The following is a 25,191-nucleotide window of genomic DNA, read 5'->3' as shown; positions in this document are numbered from 1 at the left end:
GCGAAGCGGTTCACTTCCGCTTTGTTATCCCTCGTTCCGGTTTCCCCCTATTGAGCGCTCCATGAAAAAGATGCCTCGCTGGCTTGCCGTGTTTGCGGCCCTGTTGCTGCCCTTTGCTGCCGTCGCGCAGCAGAAGGGGCTGGATATCGACATCATCGGCGGCAATGCCTCCGCGCTGCCGATCACCATCGTGCCGATGCCCTATCAGGGTTCGGCGGCTGCACCGCAGACCGACGTCGCTGGCGTGGTCCGTGCCGACCTGGAGCGTTCGGGCCAGTTCCGTACGCTGCCCGAAGCGCAGATCGTCGAAAAGCCGGTGCGCGGCGGCGACATCCAGTTCGCCACCTGGCGCGCGCTGAAGCAGAACTACATCGTGGTCGGCCGCGTGCTCGACGCCGGGGCTGGCGCCTACCGCGTCGAGTACGAACTGTTCGACGTGCCCAAGGGGGAGCGCCTGCTGGGCCTGGCGATGACCGCCCGTGGCAACGCCATGCGCGACGTTGCCCACCAGATGGCCGACGCCATCTACGAAAAGATCACCGGTGTGCGCGGCGCCTTCTGGACCCGCATCGCCTACGTGACCGCCAGCGGCAAGGGCGATGCCATGCGCTATGCGCTGATGGTGGCCGACTCCGACGGCTACAACCCGCAGACCATCGTGCGTTCGGCCGAGCCGCTGCTGTCGCCGTCGTGGAGCCCGGATGGCAGCAAGCTGGCCTACGTCAGCTTCGAGCGTGGCAATTCGGCCATCTACATCCAGAACATCGGCACCGGCGCGCGTGAGCTGGTCACCAGCTTCCGCGGCATCAACAGCGCCCCGGCGTTCTCGCCGGACGGCCGCAAGCTGGCCCTGACCCTGTCGCGTTCGGGCAACCCGGAAATCTACGTGATGGACCTGGGCAGCAAGCAGCTGACCCAGCTGACCAACCACTTCGCCATCGATACCGAGCCGACCTGGGCGCCGGATGGCAGCGCGGTGTACTTCACCTCCGACCGCGGCGGCCGTCCGCAGGTCTACAAGGTGGGTGCGGGCGGCGGCAGCGCCGAGCGCGTGACCTTCCAGGGCAACTACAATGCCAAGCCCTCGGTGTCCTACGACGGCAAGAAGATCGCCGTCGCCCAGGGCTCGGGCAACAGCTACAAGATCGCGATGATGGACAGCTCGCTGGGTTCGCCGCGCTGGAGCACGCTGTCGCCGGGTTCGCTGGATGAGTCGCCGAGCTTTGCGCCCAACGCAAGCATGGTGTTGTACGCCGCCCGCGAAGGTGGGCGTGGCGTGTTGTATGCCGTCTCGGCCGATGCGCGGGTTCGCCAGCGTCTGGTCCTGGCCGATGGTGATGTGCGCGAACCGGCATGGTCCCCATACCGTACCCAGCGCTAAAAGAGTGTTAATATTTTCGTTGTCTTGAACCCCTCATCGGCCTAGGAGCCACAAAGGTATCGCCATGAACAAGTCCACCCGCGTTCTGCTTGTTTCCCTGCTGTCTGTGGCCGTCCTGGCCGGTTGCTCGAAGAAGGTGAAGGAAGAGCCGGCAGCCCCGGTCGACACCGGCACCTCGACCACCACCCCGACCGGTCCGTCGACCTCGGGCCTGTACGGCCCGGGCGACCTGGACACCGACGCTTGCCTGCGCCAGCGCGTTGTCTACTTCGACCTGGACAAGGAAGACGTGAAGCCGGAATTCCAGGCCATCATGGCTTGCCACGCCAAGTACCTGCGTGACCGTCCGTCCTCGCGCATCACCCTGCAGGGTCACACCGACGAGCGCGGTTCGCGCGCGTACAACCAGGCCCTGGGCGAGCGTCGTGGCAACGGCGTCAACTCGGCCCTGCAGGCCAACGGTGGCTCGGCTTCGCAGCTGACCGTCGTGTCCTACGGTGAAGAGCGTCCGGTCTGCACCGAGTCGAACGAGTCCTGCTGGTCGCAGAACCGTCGCGTCGAAATCGTCTACACCGCGCAGTAATCCATGCGCATTGGCATCAAACTGATGCTGGTCGTTGCGGCAGCCCTCGTGGCTGCCGCACCGGCGCATGCACAGCGACAAAGCCTGGCTGACCGTGTCGGCGCGCTCGAGCAGCAGATGTACAACAACAGTGCCAACCAGGACCTGTTGAACCAGATCAACCAGCTGCGGCAGCAGGTCACCAGCCTGCAGGCCTCGATCGAGCAGTTGCAGCACGACAACGCCCAGCTCAAGCAGTCCGCCCAGGACCAGTACCTGGATCTGGACAGCCGCCTGAACCGGTTGGAAGGGGGCAATGCCGCCCCGGCCCTGCCGCCCGTTCCGGCGAGCGCGCCGAAGGCCGCACCGGCCCCGGCAAAACCCGCAGCGGCGGCCACTTCCGAGCGGCCGCCTTCCGTCCATGGTGATGCCGGCAGCCTTGCCGCCACCGGCGACGAGCGCACCTCCTACAACGTCGCCTTCGATTCGCTGAAGGCCGGCAAGTACGATGATTCGGCGCAGCTGTTCCTGAGCTTCCTGCAGCTGTACCCGAACGGCGTCTACGCGCCGAACGCGCTGTACTGGCTGGGCGAGAGCTACTACGCCACCCGCAATTTCCCGATGGCCGAGACCCAGTTCCGTGAACTGCTCGCGCGCTATCCGACCCACGACAAGGCCGCTGGTGGCCTGCTCAAGGTTGGCCTCTCGCAGTATGGCGAGGGCAAGGTCGACCAGGCCCAGCAGACGCTGGAGACCGTCGTGGCGCAGTACCCGGGCTCGGACGCCGCGCGCACCGCCCAGGACCGGCTGCAGTCCATCCGCCTCGGCAAGCAGATCCGCTGATCCGCTGACCGGGCGTACAATAGATGCCCTGTAGAGCCGAGCCCATGCTCGGCTGCTTTCGTTTCCGGATCGGCAAACCCGCCCGGATCCGGTAGCGCCGGGCCATGCCCGTCCGGTTGCAGTTGTAGAGCCGAGCCATGCTCGGCTGCTTTCGTTACCGGCCACGGTAGCCCACCCGCCACGTGTCCCACCAAGAAGTGCCCGCCATGACCGCCGTTACCCCGTCCAACGCCGTCGCCACCCCCAGCGACATCGTGCAGTCGCCGCTGCCGCGCCTGAAGATCACCGAGATCTTCACCTCGCTGCAGGGCGAAGCCGATACCGCCGGCTGGCCGACCGTGTTCGTGCGCCTGACCGGCTGCCCGCTGCGCTGCCAGTACTGCGACACCGCCTACGCCTTCCACGGCGGCACCTGGTGGGACATCGACGACATCGTGGCCGAGGTGATGGCCCAGGGCGTGCGCCACGTCTGCGTGACCGGCGGCGAGCCGCTGGCGCAGAAGCGCTGCCTGGTGTTGCTGCAGAAGCTGTGCGACGCCGGCATGGACGTCTCGCTGGAAACCTCCGGCGCGCTGGATGTCAGCGCGGTGGACCCGCGCGTATCGCGCGTAGTCGACATCAAGACCCCGGGTTCGGCCGAAGTGGCGCGCAACCGCTGGGAAAACCTGCCGCTGCTGACCGCCCGCGACCAGATCAAGTTCGTCATCTGCAGCCGCGAAGACTACGACTGGGCCAAGGCCCTGCTGGCCGAGCACGATCTGGTCAAGCGCTGCACCGTGTTCTTCTCGCCCAGCAAGGGCGAGATCACCGCGCGCCAGCTGGCCGACTGGATCGTCGAAGACCGCCTGCCGGTGCGCTTCCAGATGCAGTTGCATAAAATCCTGTGGAACGACGAGCCGGGCCGATGAGGCCAGGCAACGTTCCCTGATGTAACTCCGGCGCGGGACAGCGTGCTGGCTTTCCCCTCCCAACCGGATGTTTTACCCATGAAGAAGGCAGTCGTGCTTCTCTCCGGCGGCATGGATTCAGCCGCCGTCATCGCCATGGCCCAGGAACAGGGCTTCGCCGTGCATGCCCTGAGCGTGCGCTATGGCCAGCGCCACACCTCCGAACTGGACGCCGCCGCCCGCGTGGCCAAGGCCCAGGGCGTGGTCGCGCACAAGACCGTGGACGTGGACCTGCGCAGCATCGGTGGCTCGGCACTCACCGACGACATCGACGTGCCCGAAGCCGGCGGTGCCGGCATCCCGGTCACCTACGTGCCGGCGCGCAACACCATCATGCTGTCGCTGGCCCTGGGCTGGGCCGAAGTGCTCGGTGCCAATGACATCTTCTGCGGCGTCAACGCCGTGGACTACTCCGGCTACCCGGACTGCCGCCCCGAGTTCGTGGCCGCGTTCCAGGCGCTGGCCAACCTGGCCACCAAGTCGGGCGTGGAAGGCGCGGGCATCAAGGTGCATGCCCCGCTGCAGTTCCTCAGCAAGGGCCAGATCGTCAGCGAAGGCGTGCGCCTGGGCGTGGACTTCGGCCTGACCGTGTCCTGCTACAACGCCGACGCCAACGGCGCCGCCTGCGGCCACTGCGACGCCTGCCGCCTGCGCGCGCAGGGCTTCACCGAAGCCGGCGTGCCGGACCCCACGTTGTACGCCTGAGGTGATGGGGCTGATGCCCCCGATGGTGGGTGCGAACCGTTGGGTCGCACTCTCTGTCCCGGCGCTACCGGCGGCTGGAGTCTGGTAGTGCCGGCCGCTGGCCGGCAGCCTCATCAGGCAACCACCCCGACGCCTCGATGAAGGCCCGCACCGACTTCGGATCGGCATAGTCCAACTCGATCATCCGCGCGATCCCAGCCTTCTCATCCTTCTGCCGCCGCATGTACTCCTGTGCGATGCGATACCCGGCGTAGTACCCCAGATCACTCACCCCGAACGGATTGCGGGCGCTGTTGTAGAGCCAGTTGTCGAGGTTACCGCCGTCCATCTCGGCAATGAAACGCGTGCGGATGTCCGCCTCATGCGCGGGCCCGTAGCTGTACAGCGGCAACGCCGGCCGACGCCCACTCAACCGCTCTGCTACATACTCGGCCACACCCTCGCGCACCGCGTACTGGGCCAGGCTGCCGGTGGTCTCACGCTGCTGCGTGTGCACGTACTCGTGCAGGTTGTTCTGCGCGTTGTTCGCGCCCGGCCGGCTGTCGTAGAAGATCCGCAGGCGGTCGCGCATCTTCTCCGGAAGCTCGCTCACGTCCACGCGCTCATCGCCCAGCGCCATCTCCGCTCCAAGCAGCACCTTGTCGCCCAGCGTGGTGCCACCGGTGCGCAGCACGCCCACCGCATAGGTGATGGTGGCCGGGCGCAGGGCAGGGTAGAGCGCACGGAACGCAGCCAGATCGCGCTCCAGCGAGGCACTGGCCTGCTGTGCGTTGGCGGTGAGCGGCCGCACCGATGTCCAGAAGCGCGGCCACGCGTTCATGGCCTCGGCGTATTCGCGGGCGGTGTAGTTGCGCACCTGCATCAGCGCATGCAGTCCCGGGCTGCCCGGATCGATGTAGCGCTGCTGGACCAGCGCCACCTGGCGCTCGGCGTCGGGTTCGGCGCGCACCGCATCGTAGGTGGCCCAGAAGCGGGCAATGTCGTCGGTGACCACCTGGGACGGGGCGGCCAGGGCCGCGCAGGGCAGCAGCAGGGCGGCAATGAGGCTGAAGGGCAGGCGCATCCGGAGTTCCGCGATGGATCACAGCTGAGATGCGACGTTGGCCCGGAAGGTTTAAGCCCGCGGCCCAGATCGAGGTAGAGCCGGCCGCTGGCCGGCAACCTCGACACACCGGGGTTTCACGCGATCGGCCAAAGTAGGGTAGAATGCCCACCCCGCCGAAAGGCTGGGGCAGTGCAATGGGCCGTTAGCTCAGTCGGTAGAGCAGAAGACTTTTAATCTTTTGGTCGTAGGTTCGAATCCTACACGGCCCACCATTGCATCAATGATCCAGGTCATTCAAAAAGGCACCGCCAAGCGGTGCCTTTTTTGTTGCTTGTGCCAACTCCTACTTGGCCTTGGCACCCTGCGCTCGCGCCGTCTCGCGCTCCGCCGCTGCCTGTGCGGCAGAGGCTGCGGCGTTGGCGGCCCGCTCCGCCGCGGCACGATCCGCATCGAACCGCGCCTGCCGCTGGGCGCTGTAGGTGCGTTCCAGTTCCAGCGAGGCAAGGAAACTGTCTGGATGCTTTGCGGCACACGCCTGCTGTACCAGTTGCACTGCATGATCGGACAGTCCGGGCTGGATATTGCCCAGCAGGCAATCGGCATACGGTACGGACGCAGCGGGGCCAGCAGCCAGCGCGGCAACGATCACAACATTCAACATACAAACCTCCTTGTAGGTTTCGATGGGACCCGGTACCGGCCGGTCCGGCCCCAGTATGGCCCGGTTTGCGGTGCAGGGTGAGGCTACTCCGGCCGCACATCCCGGCACACCAGCTCGGCCAGGCTGCGGCAGCCAAAGAACAGCCCCTCGACCACGCCCTCATCCAGATGGCGTTCCGGTGTTGCCATCGACCGACAACGGTCGGCTGCGTGCAGCATTTCCGCCACGGTCAGCATGCCGATGGCGGCCCGTTCCACCCGCGACAGGGCAACCCCGCGCCCTGCGGAAAGGCTGGTTTCAGGCCAGGGCAAGCCATCGGCGCCTTCGCCCGCGCGGATGCGTCTGAGGCAGCCCAGGAAGGTGCTCAGTTCGGGCGAAGGGTTGTCGTCGTCATCGTTGACGCTGGCGGCATCTGAAGCATAGGGCGGACGCTGGGTCATGTCGGCTTCCTCGGCGCTGGGGTGGGAATGCCACCGCGCAGGGCGGGTGGCGGGCGATGCGTGGCTGCAAGCCGGGATGACAGTAAGCAGTTAACCGGCGGGTCCGAAAACCCCCACGCACCGCCCGCCATGAAGGCCGACGGATCACCCGCCGGCACGGTCCAGAGACAGTGTCGGCGGGTGAGCGCAAACAACATGCTTACAGTCATCACGGGCTTGCAGGCCCGGTGCCACCCGTTGTCGGTGGCGCAGCATGGTGTTTACGCATGCGCTTGGATTTCAATGAGGATTCTCCGAAGAGAAATGCAGTACCCAGGCGCGCGGCGATGGTGGCGCAGACACATCTGATGCAGCAAGCGACAGCACGCGACGTGTTCGTTCTAGTGCTCAGTCAATCGCGTTGGAAAATGTCGAAATCTGCTGGCGGCGGCGACAATGCCGTGATGTATCACGTGGATAGTTGGCGTGATTATCGCCTGAAGTGGTGGCACGACCCGCGAGTCATGTCCTCAAATATCGGTGCATTTGCGACGAACGAGGTGTTGGCGTCCGCGCCTGGGTGAGGTGTTGTAGAGCCGAGCCATGCTCGGCTGCGGTTTGCACCAAGGCCTAGCCGAGCGTGGGCTCGGCTCTACAGTGGTCCATCCACGCTTGGCGTGGATCTACGCATCTGGCAGGGGTGGTGAGCGTGCCGAAGCCGCCAATGCCTGCGGCAGGGCGGTATCCTCGGTCTCTTTCCCAGGATGGGTTTTCCCCATGCGCCTCATCGTGCTGTCGCTGTTGTTGTCCGCCGTCTCCGTCGCGCCGTTGATGGCCGCCGAACCGGCGCCGTCCGCGCAGACAACGCCGGCCACGCCGCTGGTCATCGGCGAGACCTTCACCGTGCAGTCGAAGGCGCTGGGCGAGACCCGCCGCATCAACGTCTACCGCCCGCAGCCGTGGGGCCTGGACCCGAAAACGCCATTGCCGGTGCTCTACATGCCCGACGGCGGCATCGGCGAGGACTTCCTGCATGTGGCCGGGCTGGTGCAGGTGCTGAGTGGTAATGGCAGCATGCGCCCGTTCCTGCTGGTCGGCATCGAGAACACCGAGCGCCGCCGCGACATGACCGGCCCCAGCAAGGACCCGCAGGACCAGAAGATCGCGCCGCGCATCGGCGGTTCGGCGGCCTACCGCGCGTTCCTGCGCGATGAACTGATGCCGCAGGTGCGCCAGCGTTACCCGACCACCGACGAGCGTGCGTTGATCGGCGAGTCGCTGGCCGGCCTGTTCGTGGTGGAAACGCTGCTGCAGGAGCCGACGCTGTTCAACAGCTACATCGCGCTGGACCCGAGCCTGTGGTGGAACCGGGGCACGATGCTCGGCGCTGCGGCCAAGCAACTGCCGGCGGTGACGCGTGCGCAGCCGCGCGTGTTCCTGGCCAGCAGCGGGCAGCCTCAGCTGGCTGCTTCTGCCGCGCAGCTGGCGGCCGTGCTGCAACAGGCGTCGCCATCGCCGCTGGTGAAGTACCTGCCGCTGCCGGAGGAAACCCACGCCACGATCTATCACCCGGCCGCATTGCAGGCGCTGCGCACGCTGTTCCCGCCGCCGCCGCCGGCCTCGCCGTAAACCGAAGGATTGGCGTGCAGCCGCATGCCATGTGAGGATGCGGCAGCGGCGCCATCCGGTGCGCCGCCCGTAACGGGAGCGTGTGGATGCAGCGTGTGCGTGGATGGAGTGTGGCGGCCTGCCTGGCCGTCAGTGGCTGTGCGATGTCGGTGGCGCCACCGGCAACGCAGAGTGAAGCGGAGGAGAGCCCGGCCGCCGCTGTGTCGGGCGTGGTATTGCCGGATACCGAGGCGCTGCGTGTGCACGATCCGGTCGGCCGCGATTATCCGGTCTGGGTGGCACTGCCGGCCGACTACGCCGCACATCCGGAAAAGCACTATCCGGTGCTGTACGTGACCGACGCGCTGTACAGCTTCCCGCTGGTACGCAGCGTGCGCAACCTGGTGGGGCAGAAGGGCGTCAACCTGGAGGATTTCATCCTGGTCGGGCTGCCGCCGCAGGAAGGCCTGACGTCCAAGCAGAGCCGCTCGCGCGATTACACGCCCAGCGACCCGGCGCGTACCGATCCGCGTGACTACAGCGATGACGTCAGCTACGGCGGCGCGGCGCACTACCGCGATTTCCTCGCTGAGCAGGTGCTGCCGATGATCGATGCGCGCTACCGCACTGATCCGGCGCGGCGCGCCTATGCGGGTCATTCCTATGGTGGCCTGTTCGGCGCCTATGTGCTGACCACGCGCCCGGACATGTTCCGCACCTACATCCTGTCCAGTCCGTCGCTGTGGTTCGATGACCATCGGGTGCCGCGCATGCAGGCCGAAGCCAAGGCGCCGGCGCAGCCGACCACGGTGGTGCTGTCGGTGGGCAGCTTTGAAACGGTCAAGCCCGAACCGCGTTACTTCACCCGCAACGACATGCTGCGCCACAACGCCGAATTCGCCGAGCAGCTGCGCAACAGCGGGCGATCATTGAAGGTGGAGAACATGGTGATCGATGACGAGGACCACTTCACGGTCTACCCGGACATGATCACCCGCGCGCTGCTGAAGGTGTTCCCGGGTACCGGACCGTACAGCAGCGGTTGATGGTGGATGAACGCCTCACGCCGCCTGTGCATCCGGCCGGGTCAACACGCCCACATCGGCGTGCCGGAAGCACAGCCGGATGGCGTCGAGCAGCTCGCTCATGTTGTACGGTTTGGGCAGGAAATGGATGCCATCGCGCAGCTGCGGCAGCACCTGATGCTGGTCCATGCCCGAGGTCACCAGGATCGGCAGTTGCGGATATAGCCCGCGCACCTGGTTGGCAGCTTCAATACCGCTGATCGCACCCAGGTTGACGTCGGTGAACAGCAGGTCAAAACGCTCACCAGCGGCCAGAAGGCCCAATGCCGCTTCGGCAGAGCTCACGCCCACCACGTGGCAGGCCTGGCTTTCCAGCGCAAGACGGCTCAGCTCGCGGGTTTCCTCGGCGTCCTCGATCAGCAGGACGCGGGGTTCAACGTGGCGCTTGGACAGCAACATGACGCTACAGCTCCGGAAAGCAGCAATGAAAAGGCGCGCAAGTATGCGCAAGCCGGGGGTGATCCCGGCGTGCACGCCAGGCTAAGTGGGCGTTACAGCGGGCGCTGGCGCCGCTGGCGTACCTGCCAGGCCAGTACCGCTACCGCCAGCAGCGCGGTGCCTATGCGCAGGCTGGTGGCCTGCCAGCCGAGCGCGACGGTGTCATCGAGGCTGAACACATTCCAGGCCAGGTTCATCGACACGTGCAGCACCAGGCCGCACCACAGGGTGTCGCCATCCAGATGGTCGAGCCAGGCGAAGATGAAGCCGCCCAGTGCGATGACCGCGCCGACGAACAGAGCGGTGCCGCCGCCGTCGAAGCCGCCGAAGCCCAGCCAGTGCACCCAGCCGAACAGCAGCGCCTGCGGCAGCGCGAGCAGGGGCCATGGCCCGCGCATGAGCTTCACCAGCAGCACGAAGCCAAGGCCGCGGAACAGCACTTCCTCGGCCAGCGGGAACAGCACGGCGAGCATCATTGCATCCAGTGCGGTCAGTGCGGTGTTGGGCGTGCCCAGCAGCGCCAGGCCCAGCCAGCACGCCAGGCTGGCCAGCAGCACCCACAACGGGCCGCGCCAGCCGTTGCCGTGCAGCCCCAGGCTGGCCATCAGGCCCATCCCGCGCGGACGCAGCAGCGCGGCCAGCAGCAGCGCCATGAGCGCGGCCAGTGCGTTGTCGAGCAGGCTGCCGCCGTAGGCAATGGGCAAGGCGGGAATTGGCGTGCCTGCGGCAGCCGCGATATCGCGCAGATTCAGGCCAACGCCGACGCCGAGCAGCACCAGCACCCATCGCACGGCGTTGGGCAGGCGCGAAAGAATGGTCATGCGCGCACTCCCTGCGGAACCAGCGTGCAGTGTGGAAGGTGGCGAGGGACGCTGGCACGCGCCGGAAGTCCCTGTGCCATCGGTCATGCGTTGCCGCACAGTCATCGCAGTGCAGGTAGAGTCGAAGCCAGACCGACAGGAGCAATGCCGATGCTGTGCCCCGTGTGCAAGACCCAGACCCTGCAGATGGCCGAGCGCCATGGCATCGAGATCGATTACTGCCCGAGCTGCCGCGGCGTGTGGCTGGATCGTGGCGAGCTGGACAAGATCATCGAGCGCGCCGGTGCCGGTGCAGCGGTGCCGCCGCCTGCACCTGTACAGGCACAGCCGGCTGCCGCGCCGCCTCCGCAGCCGCCGGTGATGCACCGCGATACCCGCCATCTTGGCCAGCGCTACGAGGACAACCGTGGCCAGCAGTACGGTCACGGCTACAAGAAAAAGAAGAAGGACAGTTTCCTGTCGGAGCTGTTCGACTTCTAGCCGCTGCGCTTTCTGTAGCGTCGAGCCATGCTCGACGGGCTGTTGCCAAAGCAGTCGAGCATGGCTCGACGCTACAGGGGCCGCATGATCACGGGCGGCGCAGGATGAACTCGCGATCGTGGGTGTCGCCGACGATGAACTCGTACTCGCCAACCTTGCTGCAGCCATAGCGCGCGTAGAAGCGCTGCGCGCCGAAGTTTTCTTCCCATACGCCCACCCACAGGGTGCGGTGCTGCGGCTGGTCCAGCCACTCCATGAACGCCTGCATCAGGCGCGCGCCGTGGCCGCCGTTCTGATGGTCGGCCAGGATGTAGAAACGCTTCAGTTCGATGTCGCCCTCGCGCGCCTCGGCGTGTGGCAGGGTGTTGGCACCGGCCGCCAGATAGCCGACCACGGCGTCGCCGTCCATCAGCAGCCAGATCGCACTGCGCGGGTCGGACAGTTCGGCGCGCTGCGGTTCGCTGCTGTAGTGCGCCTGCAGGAAATCCTGCAGCTCCTGCGCCGGGTAGGAGTCGCCCCAGGTTTCGTTGTAGGTGGTGATGGCGATGGCCGACAGCGCGTCGACATCGGCGAGGGTGGCGCGGCGGATCTGCAGCGACATGGCGGAGCCTGCATTGGAACGTGGCGCAGTGTAGCCGGCCCCGGCGGCTGCCGGGGCTGGCGGTTGCTCACAATACGCTGATCAGAACCACATGCGGACGCCGGCCACCCAGCGCGTATCGCGTGCGTGGTCGCCGGCATAGTCGGCGGTGTCGCCGAAGCTGCGTTCGTGGCTGATGCCGATGTACGGCGCGAAGCGGCGGCTGAACTCATAGCGCAGGCGCAGCCCGGCTTCGACCTTGTTCAGGCCGCGGCCGATGCCGTACTCCGGCTCGTCCTTGGCCGCCACCGTGGCTTCCAGCAGCGGCTGCAGGATCAGCCGGTTGGTCAGCAGCACGTCGTACTCGACTTCGGCCTTGGCCAGCACCTGGCCACCGGAGCCCATGTACAGCGTGGCCGAGCTCTCGAATTTGTACGGCGCCAGGCCCTGGATGCCAAGGGCCGCCCAGGTGCGCGAGTCGGCGGGGCGGAAGTCCTGGCGCACGCCGACCAGCACGTCCCACCACGGCGACACGCTACGGCCGTACAGGGCCTCCAGCGATGAAGACTCGGTGCGGCCACGGCTGCGTTCGCCGTCGGTGCGCAGCCACAGGCGGTTGATGTTGCCGCCGATCCAGCCGGTAGCCTCCCAGGCCTGGCCGTTGCTGCTCTTGCCGTCCCAATGTTCGAGGCGGTCGATCAGCAGCAGGCTGTTGATCTCCGGCGCGTGTTCCATCGCGCCGTGCGCGATCGGCGGGAACGCGGCGGCGCGGTCGGCATCGGTCGGGACCGGGATCGGTTCGCGCGGTTCGGTCGGTGCAGGCGTGCCGTGGCCCATCGCCGCGTGATCCATGCTGGAGTGATCCATCTTGGAATGGCCCATCGTCGCCGGCTGCATCGCGCCATGGTCCATCTTCGAGTGGTCCATCGTTGAGTGGTCCATGCCGGCGTGATCTGCCGCGTCCATGTCCATCTTCGAATGATCCATCGTTGAATGATCGACCGGTTCGGCCGGGGTCTTCGCGGTCTTCGCGGCCTTCGCAGGCACGTTCATCGCGCCCATGTCATGGCCGGCGTGCGATTGCGCGAACACCGGCAGTGCGGTGGCCAGGCCCAGCGCCAGCAGGCTGGGGGAAAGCAGTGAGCGGCTCATTCTTCGATCCTCACTTCGCGCATCATGCCCGCTTCCATGTGGTACAGCAGATGGCAGTGGTAGGCCCAGCGGCCAAGTGCATCGGCGCGCACGCGGTAGCTGCGGCGGGTGCCCGGTGGCATGTCGATGGTGTGCTTGCGGACCTGGAATTGGCCCTGCGCGTTTTCCAGATCGCTCCACACGCCGTGCAGGTGGATCGGGTGCTGCATCATGGTGTCGTTGACCAGCACGATGCGCATGCGCTCGCCGTAGTTCAGCCGTAGCGGTTCGGCGCTGGCGAACGGGATGCCGTCGAACGACCAGGAGAATTTCTCCATGTGACCGGTCAGGTGCAGCTCGATCTCGCGGCTCGGCTCGCGGCCATCAGGATCCTCGAACAGGCTGCGCATCGCGCCGTAGGTCAGCACCTGGCGGCCGTTGTCGCGCAGGCCGATGCCGGGGTCGTCCAGCTTCGGTTCGGTGGCCGAACTCTGCATGTCCACCAGCGGGTTGTTGCGTTCGCTGGCCGGATGCTTCGGTGCCTTGCTGGCGGTATCGCCGCCGTGCGCGCCGTGGCCCATGCTGGCACCGCAGCCGCCTTCCATGCCCTTCATCGCGGCCATGTCGTGGCCACCGTGCCCACCACTGCCCATGTCGTGCCCCATGTCGCTCATCGTCAGCAACGGGCGTGGGTCGCGTGCGGGAATCGGTGCCTGCAGGCCATGGCGAACCGCCAGCGTGCCGGCGGCGTAGCCGGTGCGGCCCATGTCCTGGCAGAAGATCGTGAAGGCGTCCTGGCCGGTGGGTTCGACCAGCACGTCGTAGGTTTCGGCGGGAGCGATGCGGAATTCGTCGATGCTGACCGGGTGGATGTACTGGCCGTCGGCGGCGACCACGGTCATCTTCAAACCGGGGATGCGCACGTCGAAATAGGTCATCGACCCGCCATTGATGAAGCGCAGCAGCACCTTCTCGCCGCTGCGGAACAGCCCGGTCCAGTTGCCGGCCGGGGCGGTGCCGTTCATCAGATAGGTGTAGGTGTGGGCGTTGATGTCGGAGATATCGGTCGGCGTCATTCGCATCCGGCCCCACATGCCACGGTCCGACAGCGCCGCCGACCAGCCGTCGCGCTTCACGTCACGCAGGAAGTCGGGCAGGGTGCGCTTGTAGTAGTTGTCGTGCTCGGCGAGCTTCTTCATGCGCCGGAACAACGCGCCCGGGTCCATGTCGGTCCAGTCCGACAGCATGATCACGTGCTCGCGGTCGTGGTGGTACGGCGCCGGTTCGGCCGGGTCGATGATCAGTGCACCGTACAGGCCGGCCTGCTCCTGGAACATCGAGTGGCTGTGGTACCAGTAGGTGCCCGACTGCTTGAGGTCGAAGTGGTAGTGGTAGGTCTCGCCGGGGCCGATGCCGTTGAAGCTCAGCCCGGGCACGCCATCCATGTTGGCTGGCAGCAGGATGCCGTGCCAGTGGATCGAGGTCGGGTGGCGTTCCAGCGTGTTGCGTACGAACAGATCCACCGTCTGGCCTTCGCGCCAGCGCAGGATCGGCGCGGGCAGCGAACCGTTGACGGTGATCGCCGGGCGGGTACGGCCGGTGAAATTGGCCAGCGATTCGCCAATGGCCAGTTCGATGCGGGTATCGCTGAGCACGGCCGGGGCACCGGCCAGGCGTGGGGTGGCAGTGGCCGCGGCAAGCGCGCGCTGCGGCACGCCGACGGCAGCGATGCCGGCGACCACGCCACCGGCGGCAAGACCCTGTACGAACAGGCGTCGCGACGGCATGGGCACGGCGCCCGGACCGGGGGGATTGCGGGTATTCATGGTGGAGACTCCAGACACGGAAAGACGCCGGCAGGCGGCCGGCTCCGGTGCGCAGGGCGCACGGTTCGTGGGGAATCAGCCGATGGGAGGGCGTGAGATCGGCGGCAGCGGCGGCGCCGGGCGGCCATTGGCCGGCATCGGCTGCGGTGCCAGCGACAGGCCGGGAGCGGCCAGGTACGGCAGCGGCTGCACCACCAGCAACGGGTGCTGGGCGCAGCTGCGCACGCAGTCCTTGATCTGGCAGTGGGCGTCGTGGGCGGGAGCCTTGGCCTGCGGGGTCTCGTCGGCCTGCATGGCGGCGTGGTGGTGGCAGTCGGCATCGCCGCCCTCAACCGTGGCGGCCACGGCATGGGCCATCCGCCCCATTTCCTCATGACCGCTGGCCATGGCCGCGTTCAGCCCGTTGAGCAACAGGCTGAGCATGAGCACGACACGGAGAAGGGTCGAGGCGAGGGACATGGCGCTAATCTAGCTGCAAGCGGGCGTGGATGCACTTCCGGCTGAATGGCTGGTTCAAGGTTGGACCTGCTCCAGTGTAGAGCCGAGCCCACGCTCGGCTGCGTCTGCACGAACGGCAGCCGAGCGTGGGCTCGGCTCTACAGGGGCATCAGCGTACGGTTGGCGCTACCCTTCTTCACGCACGATTTCGACCAGGCGCGGGCCGTAGCGGCTCAGCTTGGTACCGCCGATGCCGCCGACCCGTGCCAGTTCGTCCAGGCTGGTCGGGCGTTGCTCGGCGATGTTGCGCAGGGTGCTGTCGTGGAAGATCACGAAGGCCGGCACATTCTGTTCGCGCGCCAGTTCGGCACGCAGGCCGCGCAGGGCGTTGAACAGGGGCAGATCCTGCGGCAGCACCGACAGGCCGGTGCGCTGCGCACTGCGCTCGCGGCCACTTGTGCTGCTGGCCGGATCGCGGCGCATGCTGATCTGGCGACGGCCGGTCAACACGTCACGGCTGGCATCGGTCAGGCGCAGGCCACCGTGGCCCTCGCTGTCCACTTCCAGCAGGCTGGCGGCGACCAGTTGCCGGAACACGCTGCGCCAGGTACGTGCATCCAGGTCGCGGCCGATCGCATAGGTACTGAGTTTGTCGTGGCCCTGCTGCTTCACCTTCTCGTTCTCGCTGCCACGCAGGACGTCGATCAGGTGGCCGACGCCGAAGCGCTGGCCGCTGCGGTAGACACAGCTCAGCGCCTTCTGCGCTGGAATGGTCGCGTCCCACGAGGCTGGCGGCGTCAGGCAGTTGTCGCAGTTGCCGCAGGGCTGGGGATAGGTCTCGCCGAAACCGGCCAGCAGCACCTGGCGGCGGCACTGCATGGATTCGCAGTAGCCCAGCAGGTGGTCGAGCTTGCCCCGCTCCAGCTGCTTGCGTTCTTCGCCGGCCTCGGACTGCTCGATCATCTGCTTGAGCAGGACCACGTCGCCCAGGCCGTAGCACAGCCATGCTTCAGCGGCTTCGCCATCACGGCCAGCGCGGCCGGTCTCCTGGTAGTAGCCTTCCATCGACTTGGGCAGGTCGGTATGTGCGACAAAGCGCACGTCCGGCTTGTCGATGCCCATGCCGAAGGCGATGGTGGCGCACATCACGATGCCGTCCTCGCGCAGGAAGCGGCGCTGGTTGTTCGCGCGCACTTCCGGCGGCAGGCCGGCGTGGTAGGGCAGGGCATTGAAACCCTGGCCGCACAGGAACTCGGCCGTTTCCTCGACCTTGCGCCGCGACATGCAGTAGACGATGCCGGCCTCGCCACGGTGGCCGCGCAGGAAATCGGTCAGCTGCTTGCGGGCGTTGTCTTTCTGCACCACGGTGTAGCGGATGTTGGGGCGGTCGAAAGAGCTGACGAAATGGCGTGCTTCCTGCAGGTCGAGACGCTCGGCGATCTCGCGCTGGGTCGGCGGGTCGGCGGTGGCGGTCAGCGCGATGCGTGGAATCTGTGGCCAGCGCTCGTGCAGCACGGTCAGCTGCCGGTATTCAGGGCGGAAGTCGTGGCCCCACTGCGATACGCAATGCGCTTCGTCGATGGCGAACAGCGCGATGTGGCTGCGCGACAGCAGTGACAGGAAGCGGCCGGTCAGCAGTCGCTCGGGGGCGACATAGAGCATGTCCAGCTCGCCGGCCAGCAGCTCGCGCTCGACGCGACCGGCGGTCTCGGCATCCAGAGTGGAGTTCAGGTACTCGGCACGCACGCCGAGCTGGCGCAGGGCTTCGACCTGGTCCTGCATCAGGGCGATCAATGGCGAGATGACGATGCCACAACCGTCACGCAGCAGGGCCGGCACCTGGTAGCACAGCGACTTGCCGCCGCCGGTGGGCATCAGCACCAGGGCATCGTGACCGGCAGCCACATGCTCCACGATGTCCTGCTGCGGACCACGGAAATCGTCGTAACCAAAGACGCGTTGGAGCAGGTCGTGCGCGGGACGGGAAGCCATCCGGCTAGTTTACCCCGGCGGGAGGGGTAGGGGTTCGGCAGGGCTGCGCCCTGCACCCGCCGAAGCCTTCAAGCCAGAGCAACGTCAAGGGCAACAGCCGGCTCTGGGGTGTCTGCTTGTTTGGCGGGGCGGTGTCGGAGTGCGGGGACGCCGCAAGTACGTCCCTGTAGGCTTGGCAGCCGCATCCATGCGGCTGACACCCCGCACTCCGACACCGCCCCGCCTTCGACAGTTGGCCGGCGGCTCGTAGATCCACGCCATGCGTGGATGAAATCTGTCAGATATCGACAAACAAAATGGGGTCAGATCCGTTTTCCTGCGGAAAACGGATCTGACCCCAAGCGCTGGCCCGACAGATCGCGGAGGTCTGTCAAGGGCGGGGTGGGTCCGGTTGCGGGAGTGTCAGCCGCATGGATGCGGCTGCCAAGCCCCCAAGGATGGGTTTACGGCGTCTCCCGCAACCGGACCCACCCCGCCAACCCACAGGAAACCAGCTTTTGCTCTGGCTCTGGCCTTGGTTTCAAGGTTTCTGCGGGTGCAGGGCGCAGCCCTGCCGAACCCCCCCAACCCTTACTGCAGCAGGGAACGCAGCATCCAGGCGTACTTCTCGTGCGTCTGCAGGCGCTGGGTCATCAGATCCTCGGTCGGAGCGTCGTCGCCCTTGGCCGCCACGTCCAGCACTTCACGTGCCGTACGGCAGACCGCTTCGTTGGCGACCACCAACTGGCGTACCATTTCACGCCAGTCCGCACTGTCGGTCAGGCCCGGTTCCTCGGCGATCGAGGTCAGCGCAGCGAATTCCCGGTAGGAGCCCGGGGCATTGAAGCCCAGCGCGCGGATGCGCTCGGCCACGTCGTCCAGTGCCGCCCACTGCTCGGTGTACTGCGTCTCGAACATGGTGTGCAGCGAGTTGAACATCGACCCGGTCACATTCCAGTGGAAGTTGTGCGTCTTCAGGTAGAGCGTGAACGCATCAGCCTGGAAGCGCGACAGACCGTCGGTGATCTTCTTGCGGTCGCCCTGGGTGATCCCGATATCGATGTTCGGTGCCGACGGTGCCGCCGCCGCAAGCTTCTGCTTGCCGGTCTTGGCCTTGGTCGTGCTCTTGGTCTTCGCCATGGGGTTCCTCCTTGTGGAATCGTTGGCCTTCACAATAAACCGGTCGTGATGACTGGTCGCTTTCAAAGTTTTGAACGAACCGATTGATGAACTCTATCGATAAAAATCCATCGCCCCGCCTGCGCCAACAGCGCGCCGCCATCGACGGCGCCATGAGCCGCGACCGGGGCCGTTTGCTGGGGATGCTCTCGCGGTGCCAGGCCAAGCCACAGGATGCGGCGTTGGCCGCCACCTTCGAGCAGGCCTTGCAGGCGTCGGTGCAGCGCCGCAAGGTGCGGGCGCAACAGCAGCCGTCCATTACTCTGGACCCGCAGCTGCCGATTGCGCGTGAAGCCGACGCGATCATCGAGCTGATCCGCGATCATCAGGTGGTGGTGATCGCCGGTGAAACCGGCTCGGGCAAGACCACCCAGCTGCCGAAACTGTGCCTGGCCGCGGGTCGCGGCCAGGCCGGCATGATCGGCTGCACCCAGCCGCGACGGATTGCCGCACGTGCGGTGGCCAGCCGCGTGGCGCAGGAACTGCAGAGCGAACTGGGCCAGCTGGTCGGCTACCAGGTGCGCTTCAATGACAAGGTCAGCGAAGACAGCCGCATCAAGTTCATGACCGACGGCATCCTGCTGGCGGAGATCGCCAGCGACCGCTGGCTGTCGAACTACGACACGATCATCGTCGACGAGGCGCACGAACGCAGCCTCAACATCGACTTCCTGCTGGGCTACCTGAAGCAGCTGCTGCGCAAGCGCCCGGACCTGAAACTGATCGTCACCTCGGCCACGATCGACACCGAACGCTTCGCCCAGCATTTCGACAATGCGCCGGTGATCAGCGTGGAAGGGCGTACCTTCCCGGTCGAAGTGCGCTACCGCGCGCTGGAAGGCGAGGGCGAAGACCAGGGCGAACGCACGGTCAACGATGCCATCGTGTCGGCCATCGACGAGATCACCCGCCTGGATTCGCGCGGTGACGTGCTGATCTTCCTGCCGGGCGAACGCGAGATCCGCGATGCGCACCAGTCGCTGGAGCGACGCAAGTACCGCAATACCGAGGTGCTGCCGCTGTACGCGCGCCTGTCCAACCAGGACCAGGACCGGGTGTTCAACCCGGGGCCGAACCGGCGCATCGTGCTGGCCACCAACGTGGCCGAAACCTCGCTGACGGTGCCGCGCATCCGCTACGTGGTCGATCCGGGCTTCGCCCGCGTCAAGCGCTACAGCCCGCGCAACAAGCTGGACCGCCTGCACATCGAGCCGATCTCGCAGGCCAGCGCCAACCAGCGCAAGGGCCGTTGCGGCCGTATCGCCGAGGGCATCTGCTACCGCCTGTACGCCGAGGCCGATTTCCAGGCGCGGCCAGAGTTCACCGATCCGGAAATCCGTCGCTCCAGCCTGGCTGGGGTGATCCTGCGCATGCTGCAGCTGGGCCTGGGCCGCATCGAGGAGTTCCCGTTCCTGGAAGCACCGGACGAGCGTGCCGTTGCCGACGGTTGGCAGCAGCTGACCGAGCTGGGCGCGATTGATGCCGAGCGGCGCATGACCACCATCGGCAAGCAGATGGCACGCCTGCCGGTGGACGTGAAGCTTGCGCGCATGCTGGTGGCCGCGCAGGCCGCAGGCTGCCTGCGGCCGATGCTGGTGATCGCCTCGTTCCTGGGCATCCAGGACCCGCGCGAGCGCCCGCCGGAGGCGCGGGGTGCGGCCGACAGCGCGCATGCGCAGTTCGCCGATGGCCGCTCCGAGTTCGTTGGCGTGCTGCGCCTGTGGGATGCCTACCGGCAGGCCCACGAAGACCTGACCCAGTCCAAGCTGCGCGACTGGTGTGGCCGCCATTTCCTCGGCTTCCTGCGCATGCGCGAGTGGCGCGAGCTGCATCGCCAGCTGCGCCTGCTGTGCGAGGAACTGGGCTGGAAGGAAGAAGCCAACGAGGCGTCGATGGCGCCGTTGCTGGCCGGCAGCAGCGCGCCGGCGCCAGCGCGTGATGACGCCGCCGCAGTGAAGGCCACCCGTGGCCAGTTGCATCGCGCGGCACGCCTGGCCCGCGAAGGCAAGGCCGAGGCCGCAACGGCCCCGGTGGCGGTGCGTGCGCAGAAGGAACAGGCGCCGGCTGGCGGCGGTTTCAGCGAGCGCGTGCGTGCCACTGCCTACCAGACCCTGCACCGTGCACTGGTGGCGGGCCTGCCGACGCAGATCGGTCACCGCACCGAGAAGGGCGATTTCCAGGCGCCACGCCAGCGTCGCTTCCTGCCGTTCCCGGGCTCGGCGCTGTCCAAGCGCCCGCCGCCGTGGCTGCTGGTGGCCAACCTGCTGGATACGCAGAAGGTGTGGGGCATGACCCTGGCCGCGATCGAGCCGGACTGGGTGATCGCCGAGCTGCCTCACCTGTTGCTGCGCAAGCACTTTGACCCGCACTGGTCGCGCGCGCAGGGCCAGGTGCTGGCGTCCGAGCAGATCAGCCTGTTCGGCCTGGTGTTGGCACCAAAGAAACCTGTGCACTACGGCCGCATCGAACCGGGCGAGGCGCATGACATTTTCGTGCGCCAGGCGCTGGTGACCGGCGAGATCAATACCCGCGCCAGTTTCGTGGCCGACAACCAGAAAGTTCTGGAGATCGCCCGCGAGGAAGAAGCGAAGCTGCGCCGCGCCGGCATCGTTGCCGACGAGGACTGGCAGGCACGCTGGTACCTGGACCGCGTACCGCCGCAGATCCATTCGGCCGCGGGCCTGGATTCCTGGTGGAAGGGGCTGGCGCTGGAACAGCGCAAGACCCTGCACTGGTCGCTGGCCGACCTGCTGCCCGGCGAAGGCAGCGAGCAGGAGCGCTACCCGAAGTACCTGGCGCTGGGCCAGGCGCGGTTGCCGTTGCACTACCGCTTCGAGCCGGGTGCAGACGACGACGGCGTGACCCTGGACGTGCCGCTGCACCTGCTCAATGCACTGGATCCGGTGCAGCTGGGCTGGCTGGCGCCGGGCTTCGTGGCCGACAAGGCCTCGGCACTGATCCGCAGCCTGCCCAAGGCAATGCGCCGCAACTATGTGCCGGCCCCGGATTTCGGACGCGCGTTCTTCGAGGCGTTCCCGCAGCCCAGCGCCGATGCCATCACCGGCGAACTGGCGCGTTTCCTGTCACGCGCGACCGGCGCCACGGTGACCGCGCTCGATTTCGAGCCGGGTTCGATCGAACCGCACCTGCACATGAATCTGCGCCTGCGCGACGAACAGGGCAAGGTGCTGGCCACCTCGCGTGATCTGGACGCGCTGCGCGGGAAGTTTGGCGGCCGTGCCGGCGATGCCTTCGCGGCGCGTGCCGGGCGCGAGATGGCGGCTGACGGCCTGCGCACGTTCCCGGCCACGCCGATCCCGCTGCAGGTGCCCGGTGAAGCCGGCGTTCCGGCCTATCCGGCGCTGCTGGACGAGGGCGACAGCGTGGCGCTGCGCATCTTCGCCGATCGGCAGCAGGCACAGGAGGCCCACCCGCTGGGCGTGCGCCGCCTGCTGGAAATCGCCCTGGCCGAGAAGGTGAAGCAGGCACGCAAGCAGTTGCCGGTTGGGGCCAAGACCGGCCTGCTGTATGCCGCGATCGAATCACAGGAACGCCTGCGCGGCGACCTGGTCGATGCGGCGATGAACGCAGTGCTGGCCGAGGGCCTGGAAGACATCCGCGATGCGGCTGCCTTTGAGCATCGACGCGAGCATGCTGCCAAGGCCCTGTTCGGCGAGGCGATGTCGCGGCTTAAACTGGCCGAGTCCATCCTGGCGCTGGTGGCGGAACTGAAGCCGATGCTGGAGGCGCCGTTGATGGGCTGGGCGCGCGGCAACCTGGACGACATGGAGGCGCAGCTGGCCGGCTTGATCCATCCTGGCTTCCTGCGCGATACGCCGGCCGATGCGCTGGCGCAGTATCCGCGCTACCTGAAGGCGATGATCCTGCGCACCGAGCGTGCCAAGCGTGATCCGCCGCGTGATCAGGCGCGCATGCTGGAGCTGCACCCATTCCTGGAAGCGCTGGAGGTGGGCGAGCAGCAGGGCCTGCGCGATCGCCCGCAATGGCAGGCGCTGCGCTGGGATCTGGAAGAGCTGCGGGTGTCGCTGTTTGCGCAGGAGTTGGGCGCGCGCACCGGCATTTCGGCGAAGAAGCTGGCGCAGCGGGTGACCGCATTGCGCCAGGCGTAGCCCCCCTCCTGTAGAGCCGAGCCCATGCTCGGCTGCTTCCCGCGATGGATGATGACGGTGCATCGAAAAGCAGCCGAGCATGGGCTCGGCTCTACAGGTAAAGCCGCGGCGTTATTTGGAGCGGCGCACCTTGGGCTGGCTGTTCACGCCTTCCACCTTCATGTACCACACGCCCATCACGCCGGGCTTGATGCTGACCTTGGGTGATTGCTTGCGCACACCGACCACGCTGGTGCTGTCGGTCTGCTCCCATTCCTGGCCGTTGTCCAGCACGTAGACACGGCCCTTGCCGAAGCCACGGAACTCGCCCTGCAGTACGCCGGTGATCGGCTCGCTGCTGCCGAAATCGAAGAAACCGCGGTTCTTCACGATCACTTCCTGGCGGCCCTGTTCGCGGGCTTCTTCGCGTACCGCCGCTACCGCCTGGGTCGTCGCCGCTTCGACCTTGCCCTGCAGCCAGCGGTTGAGCGTGGCCAGTTCCTGCGCGCTCAGCTTGTCCAGGCCGGCCGCCTTGAACTCGGTCGGAGACATCTGCTGCTGCAGGTCACCGTCCACCACGCGCTGGGCCAGCGCAGGCGCCGACAGGGACAGCAGCAGTGCGGCGCAGGCCAGCAGCCGTGGGCGGAAACGCGGGGCGATCGAGGGCATGGCGGAACTCTCCTGGGTTTGCCCGCGAGTGTAGCGGCATGTCTTCATGCCAGGTGATGGTGGCCGCGGTGATTGTCCCTGAACGGCGCCGGCGCTAGTGTAGGAACCTCTGTCTTGCCTGCTCGATGCTGTGAACCGCGCTTCTGTCCCCGGCCTGGATGCCTTGTTGAACCGTCCCTCCGCAGCGGTGCTGCCCGCTCCGCTGCGCCAGGCCCTGCGCGAGCACTGGGAAGCACCGGAGTGCGACCACCAGATGCGCGCCAGCTGGTCGGTGCTGGGCGATACCCTCGATGCGCTGTCGATGCTCTCGGCCGACGAAGGCGCGGTGGTCGCCGCGCTGTTGTTCGACCTGCCCGGCCTGCGTGCCAGCCTGGACCGGCTGCCGCTGGGCAACCACAAGGCGGCGGTGATCGGCCTGCTCGACGGCCAGGACGCCGCCGATCCGGTCTGGGCGCTGCATGCTGGCCGGGAGGCCGGGCGCAACAGCGAGGGCCTGCGCCGCCTGCTGCTGGCGATCATCCGCGACCTGCGCGTGGTGCCGATCCTGCTGGCCCGGCAGCTGGCGAGGATGCGCGCTGCCGACAAGCTGGACGACGAACAGCGCCGGGCGTTGGCCCAGCTGACCCGCGACATCCACGCGCCGCTGGCCAACCGGTTGGGCATCTGGCAGCTGAAGTGGGAACTGGAGGATCTGGCGTTCCGCCACCTGGAGCCGGAGACCTACCGCCGCATCGCGCGTGAAGTGGACGAAACCCGCGTGGCGCGCGAGCGTTACGTGCAGAACGTGAAGAAGCAGCTGTCGCGCGAGCTGGCCGCACAGGGCATCCATGCCGAAGTAAGTGGCCGCCCGAAGCACATCTACAGCATCTGGCGGAAGATGCAGAAGAAGCGGCTGGCGTTCGACCAGCTGTACGATATCCGCGCGGTGCGGGTGATGGTCGACGACGTCGCCGCCTGCTACGCCGCGCTGGGTGTGGTGCATGCGCTGTGGGCGCCGGTGCCGAGCGAGTTCGACGACTACATCGCACGCCCGAAGGCCAACGACTACCGTTCGCTGCACACCGCCGTGGTCGGTCCGGAAGGGCGCACGATCGAAGTGCAGATCCGCACCCACGAGATGCATTCGCAGGCTGAGCTGGGCGTGGCCGCGCACTGGAAGTACAAGGAAGGCGGCAAGGGCGCGGAAAAGTCGTTCGATCGCAAGATCACCTGGATGCGCCAGCTGCTGGAGCAGGCGCAGGACGGGCAGGGCAATGAGCTGGCCGGGGCACTCGACGCTGAGCTGACCGAGGACCGGGTCTATGCGCTCAGCCCGAAGGACGAGGTGCTGGACCTGCCACAGGGGGCCACGCCGCTCGATTTCGCCTACCAGGTACACACGATGGTGGGCCACCGCTGCCGTGGCGCCAAGGTCAACGGCCGCATCGTGCCGCTGACCTACCGCCTGCGCAGCGGCGACCGCGTCGAGATCCTCACCGGCAAGGAGGCCGATCCACGTCGCGACTGGCTGATGCCGGCGCTGGGCTTTCTGGCCAGCAACCGCTCGCGCGAAAAGGTGCGCAGCTGGTTCCACAAGCTGGACCGCGCGCGCAACGTGCAGGCCGGGCGCGAACTGCTCGAGCGCGAGCTGAAGCGCCTGGGGCTGCAGCATTCGGACCTGGCGGTGGCGGCGAAGAAGTTCCACGCCGACAGCGTTGATGACCTCTACATCCAGGTGGCGCTGGGCGATACCGGCCCGAACCAGGTCAGCCGTACCCTGCTGGAAGCAGAGCGCGCGGCCAGCCAGCCGGCCCCTGCGCCGACGCTTCCGCGCCCGACCGCCCGCCGCGAGAACCTGGGCAAGTCCAAGTTCACGGTGCAGGGCGTGGGCAACCTGCTGGTGCAGCTGGCGCGCTGCTGCCAGCCGGTGGCTGGCGAACCGATCGTCGGCTACCTGACCCGTAGCCGCGGTGTCACCGTGCACCGGGCAGACTGTGCCGCGCTGGCCCGGCTGGCGGCCACCAGCCCGCAGCGCATCCTGCCGGTGGAATGGGGCCAGGCCGGGGGCGGCTACGAGGTGGACGTGGTGGTCGATGCGGTCGACCGCCGCTGGCTACTGAAGGACATCACCAACCTGATCGCCCAGGATGACGCCTACGTGCTGGACATTCACAGTGACAACGTGCGCAACAGTGGCCGTGCCCATCTGCGCCTGCGCCTGAAGGTCAGCGACTACGACCAGTTGTCGAACCTGCTGGGAAAGCTGGACGCGCTGCCGGGCGTGAGCGAGGCGCGTCGCCTCGGCTGAGCTTCA

Annotated in this window: 23 protein-coding genes and 1 tRNA gene; 12 read left to right on the top strand and 12 right to left on the bottom strand. The window is 67.0% G+C overall.

What is annotated here, in order from left to right:
• The first annotated feature begins 61 nt into the window (after positions 1-61).
• From tolB to queC, 5 genes are all read left to right on the top strand, one after another.
• Complete coding sequence (gene tolB, locus ACZK0Z_RS17710) at positions 62-1,381, top strand: Tol-Pal system beta propeller repeat protein TolB (RefSeq protein WP_032128528.1); 1,320 nt, start codon at positions 62-64, stop codon at positions 1,379-1,381.
• 64 nt (positions 1,382-1,445) lie between these two features.
• Positions 1,446-1,964: a peptidoglycan-associated lipoprotein Pal gene (gene pal, locus ACZK0Z_RS17705; protein ID WP_005410748.1), complete on the top strand. Its 519-nt coding sequence runs from the start codon at positions 1,446-1,448 to the stop codon at positions 1,962-1,964.
• A gap of 3 nt (positions 1,965-1,967) precedes the next feature.
• Entirely contained in the window at positions 1,968-2,786 is an 819-nt protein-coding gene (gene ybgF / locus ACZK0Z_RS17700; protein ID WP_033832980.1) for a tol-pal system protein YbgF, read from the top strand.
• Between the two features lie 206 nt (positions 2,787-2,992).
• Positions 2,993-3,694 (top strand): 7-carboxy-7-deazaguanine synthase QueE, encoded by a 702-nt coding sequence (queE, locus tag ACZK0Z_RS17695; RefSeq protein ID WP_100443661.1) that lies wholly within the window; start codon positions 2,993-2,995, stop codon positions 3,692-3,694.
• A 78-nt stretch (positions 3,695-3,772) separates the two neighbouring features.
• Positions 3,773-4,438, top strand: coding sequence for a 7-cyano-7-deazaguanine synthase QueC (gene queC / locus ACZK0Z_RS17690; protein WP_043400548.1), 666 nt, complete (start codon positions 3,773-3,775; stop codon positions 4,436-4,438).
• A gap of 64 nt (positions 4,439-4,502) precedes the next feature.
• Here the strand turns inward: queC and ACZK0Z_RS17685 are convergent, their stop codons facing one another.
• Complete coding sequence (locus ACZK0Z_RS17685) at positions 4,503-5,501, bottom strand: DUF2268 domain-containing putative Zn-dependent protease (protein ID WP_049428711.1); 999 nt, start codon at positions 5,499-5,501, stop codon at positions 4,503-4,505.
• A gap of 178 nt (positions 5,502-5,679) precedes the next feature.
• Here ACZK0Z_RS17685 and ACZK0Z_RS17680 point away from each other — a divergent pair.
• Positions 5,680-5,755, top strand: a tRNA-Lys gene (locus ACZK0Z_RS17680).
• Between the two features lie 71 nt (positions 5,756-5,826).
• Here the strand turns inward: ACZK0Z_RS17680 and ACZK0Z_RS17675 are convergent.
• Both ACZK0Z_RS17675 and ACZK0Z_RS17670 read right to left on the bottom strand, forming a co-directional pair.
• Positions 5,827-6,144, bottom strand: coding sequence for a hypothetical protein (locus ACZK0Z_RS17675; RefSeq protein WP_049428710.1), 318 nt, complete (start codon positions 6,142-6,144; stop codon positions 5,827-5,829).
• An 83-nt stretch (positions 6,145-6,227) separates the two neighbouring features.
• A complete protein-coding gene (locus ACZK0Z_RS17670; RefSeq protein ID WP_049428708.1) occupies positions 6,228-6,584 on the bottom strand; it encodes a hypothetical protein in 357 nt (118 codons plus the stop codon).
• Between the two features lie 266 nt (positions 6,585-6,850).
• On the opposite strand from ACZK0Z_RS17670, the gene ACZK0Z_RS17665 reads away from it, so the two are divergent.
• The 3 genes from ACZK0Z_RS17665 (at position 6,851) to ACZK0Z_RS17655 (ending at position 9,217) form a co-directional block, all read left to right on the top strand.
• Positions 6,851-7,147, top strand: a complete 297-nt coding sequence (locus tag ACZK0Z_RS17665) for a hypothetical protein (RefSeq protein ID WP_152906565.1) — start codon at positions 6,851-6,853, stop codon at positions 7,145-7,147.
• A 193-nt stretch (positions 7,148-7,340) separates the two neighbouring features.
• Positions 7,341-8,192 (top strand): alpha/beta hydrolase-fold protein, encoded by an 852-nt coding sequence (locus ACZK0Z_RS17660; RefSeq protein WP_197633025.1) that lies wholly within the window; start codon positions 7,341-7,343, stop codon positions 8,190-8,192.
• Between the two features lie 86 nt (positions 8,193-8,278).
• Complete coding sequence (locus ACZK0Z_RS17655; protein ID WP_197633023.1) at positions 8,279-9,217, top strand: alpha/beta hydrolase-fold protein; 939 nt, start codon at positions 8,279-8,281, stop codon at positions 9,215-9,217.
• Positions 9,218-9,232: 15 nt separating this feature from the next.
• Here the strand turns inward: ACZK0Z_RS17655 and ACZK0Z_RS17650 are convergent, their stop codons facing one another.
• Complete coding sequence (locus ACZK0Z_RS17650) at positions 9,233-9,655, bottom strand: response regulator (RefSeq protein WP_049428703.1); 423 nt, start codon at positions 9,653-9,655, stop codon at positions 9,233-9,235.
• A gap of 92 nt (positions 9,656-9,747) precedes the next feature.
• The gene (locus ACZK0Z_RS17645; RefSeq protein WP_197633021.1) at positions 9,748-10,515 is read right to left on the bottom strand and encodes a CPBP family glutamic-type intramembrane protease; all 768 of its coding nucleotides are present in this window, start codon (positions 10,513-10,515) and stop codon (positions 9,748-9,750) included.
• 150 nt (positions 10,516-10,665) lie between these two features.
• Here ACZK0Z_RS17645 and ACZK0Z_RS17640 point away from each other — a divergent pair, with 150 nt between their 5' ends.
• Positions 10,666-10,995 (top strand): zf-TFIIB domain-containing protein, encoded by a 330-nt coding sequence (locus ACZK0Z_RS17640; protein ID WP_197633019.1) that lies wholly within the window; start codon positions 10,666-10,668, stop codon positions 10,993-10,995.
• 88 nt (positions 10,996-11,083) lie between these two features.
• On the opposite strand, the gene ACZK0Z_RS17635 is transcribed toward ACZK0Z_RS17640, so the two are convergent.
• The 6 genes from ACZK0Z_RS17635 to ACZK0Z_RS17610 all read right to left on the bottom strand — a co-directional run bounded on the left by ACZK0Z_RS17635 (position 11,084) and on the right by ACZK0Z_RS17610 (position 18,081).
• Positions 11,084-11,596, bottom strand: a complete 513-nt coding sequence (locus ACZK0Z_RS17635; protein ID WP_197633795.1) for a GNAT family N-acetyltransferase — start codon at positions 11,594-11,596, stop codon at positions 11,084-11,086.
• 81 nt (positions 11,597-11,677) lie between these two features.
• Positions 11,678-12,727 carry a copper resistance protein B gene (locus ACZK0Z_RS17630; RefSeq protein WP_197633796.1) on the bottom strand — a complete coding sequence of 350 codons (1,050 nt, stop codon included), beginning with the start codon at positions 12,725-12,727 and terminating at the stop codon, positions 11,678-11,680.
• A complete protein-coding gene (locus ACZK0Z_RS17625) occupies positions 12,724-14,532 on the bottom strand; it encodes a copper resistance system multicopper oxidase (protein WP_197633797.1) in 1,809 nt (602 codons plus the stop codon). The genes ACZK0Z_RS17630 and ACZK0Z_RS17625 overlap by 4 nt, the downstream gene beginning before the upstream one ends.
• Positions 14,533-14,607: 75 nt before the next feature.
• Positions 14,608-14,991, bottom strand: a complete 384-nt coding sequence (locus ACZK0Z_RS17620; RefSeq protein WP_197633798.1) for a CopL family metal-binding regulatory protein — start codon at positions 14,989-14,991, stop codon at positions 14,608-14,610.
• Between the two features lie 165 nt (positions 14,992-15,156).
• Positions 15,157-16,962, bottom strand: coding sequence for a DNA helicase RecQ (gene recQ / locus ACZK0Z_RS17615; protein WP_295547137.1), 1,806 nt, complete (start codon positions 16,960-16,962; stop codon positions 15,157-15,159).
• A 570-nt stretch (positions 16,963-17,532) separates the two neighbouring features.
• Complete coding sequence (locus ACZK0Z_RS17610) at positions 17,533-18,081, bottom strand: DNA starvation/stationary phase protection protein (protein ID WP_197633719.1); 549 nt, start codon at positions 18,079-18,081, stop codon at positions 17,533-17,535.
• A gap of 86 nt (positions 18,082-18,167) precedes the next feature.
• Between ACZK0Z_RS17610 and hrpA the strand changes: the two genes are divergently transcribed.
• Positions 18,168-22,250, top strand: coding sequence for an ATP-dependent RNA helicase HrpA (gene hrpA / locus ACZK0Z_RS17605; protein ID WP_197633718.1), 4,083 nt, complete (start codon positions 18,168-18,170; stop codon positions 22,248-22,250).
• Positions 22,251-22,361: 111 nt separating this feature from the next.
• Here the strand turns inward: hrpA and ACZK0Z_RS17600 are convergent, their stop codons facing one another.
• On the bottom strand, positions 22,362-22,898 hold the full coding sequence (locus ACZK0Z_RS17600) for a hypothetical protein (protein WP_005410728.1): 537 nt from the start codon (positions 22,896-22,898) through the stop codon (positions 22,362-22,364).
• Between the two features lie 130 nt (positions 22,899-23,028).
• Between ACZK0Z_RS17600 and ACZK0Z_RS17595 the strand changes: the two genes are divergently transcribed.
• The gene (locus ACZK0Z_RS17595) at positions 23,029-25,185 is read left to right on the top strand and encodes a RelA/SpoT family protein (protein ID WP_197633716.1); all 2,157 of its coding nucleotides are present in this window, start codon (positions 23,029-23,031) and stop codon (positions 25,183-25,185) included.
• The last annotated feature ends 6 nt before the right edge of the window (positions 25,186-25,191 follow it).

The organism is Stenotrophomonas sp. 116085_Sma (assembly GCF_056479585.1).
Note: the sequence above shows the minus strand (reverse complement) of the source record. Positions and strands in the feature narration are given on the sequence as shown.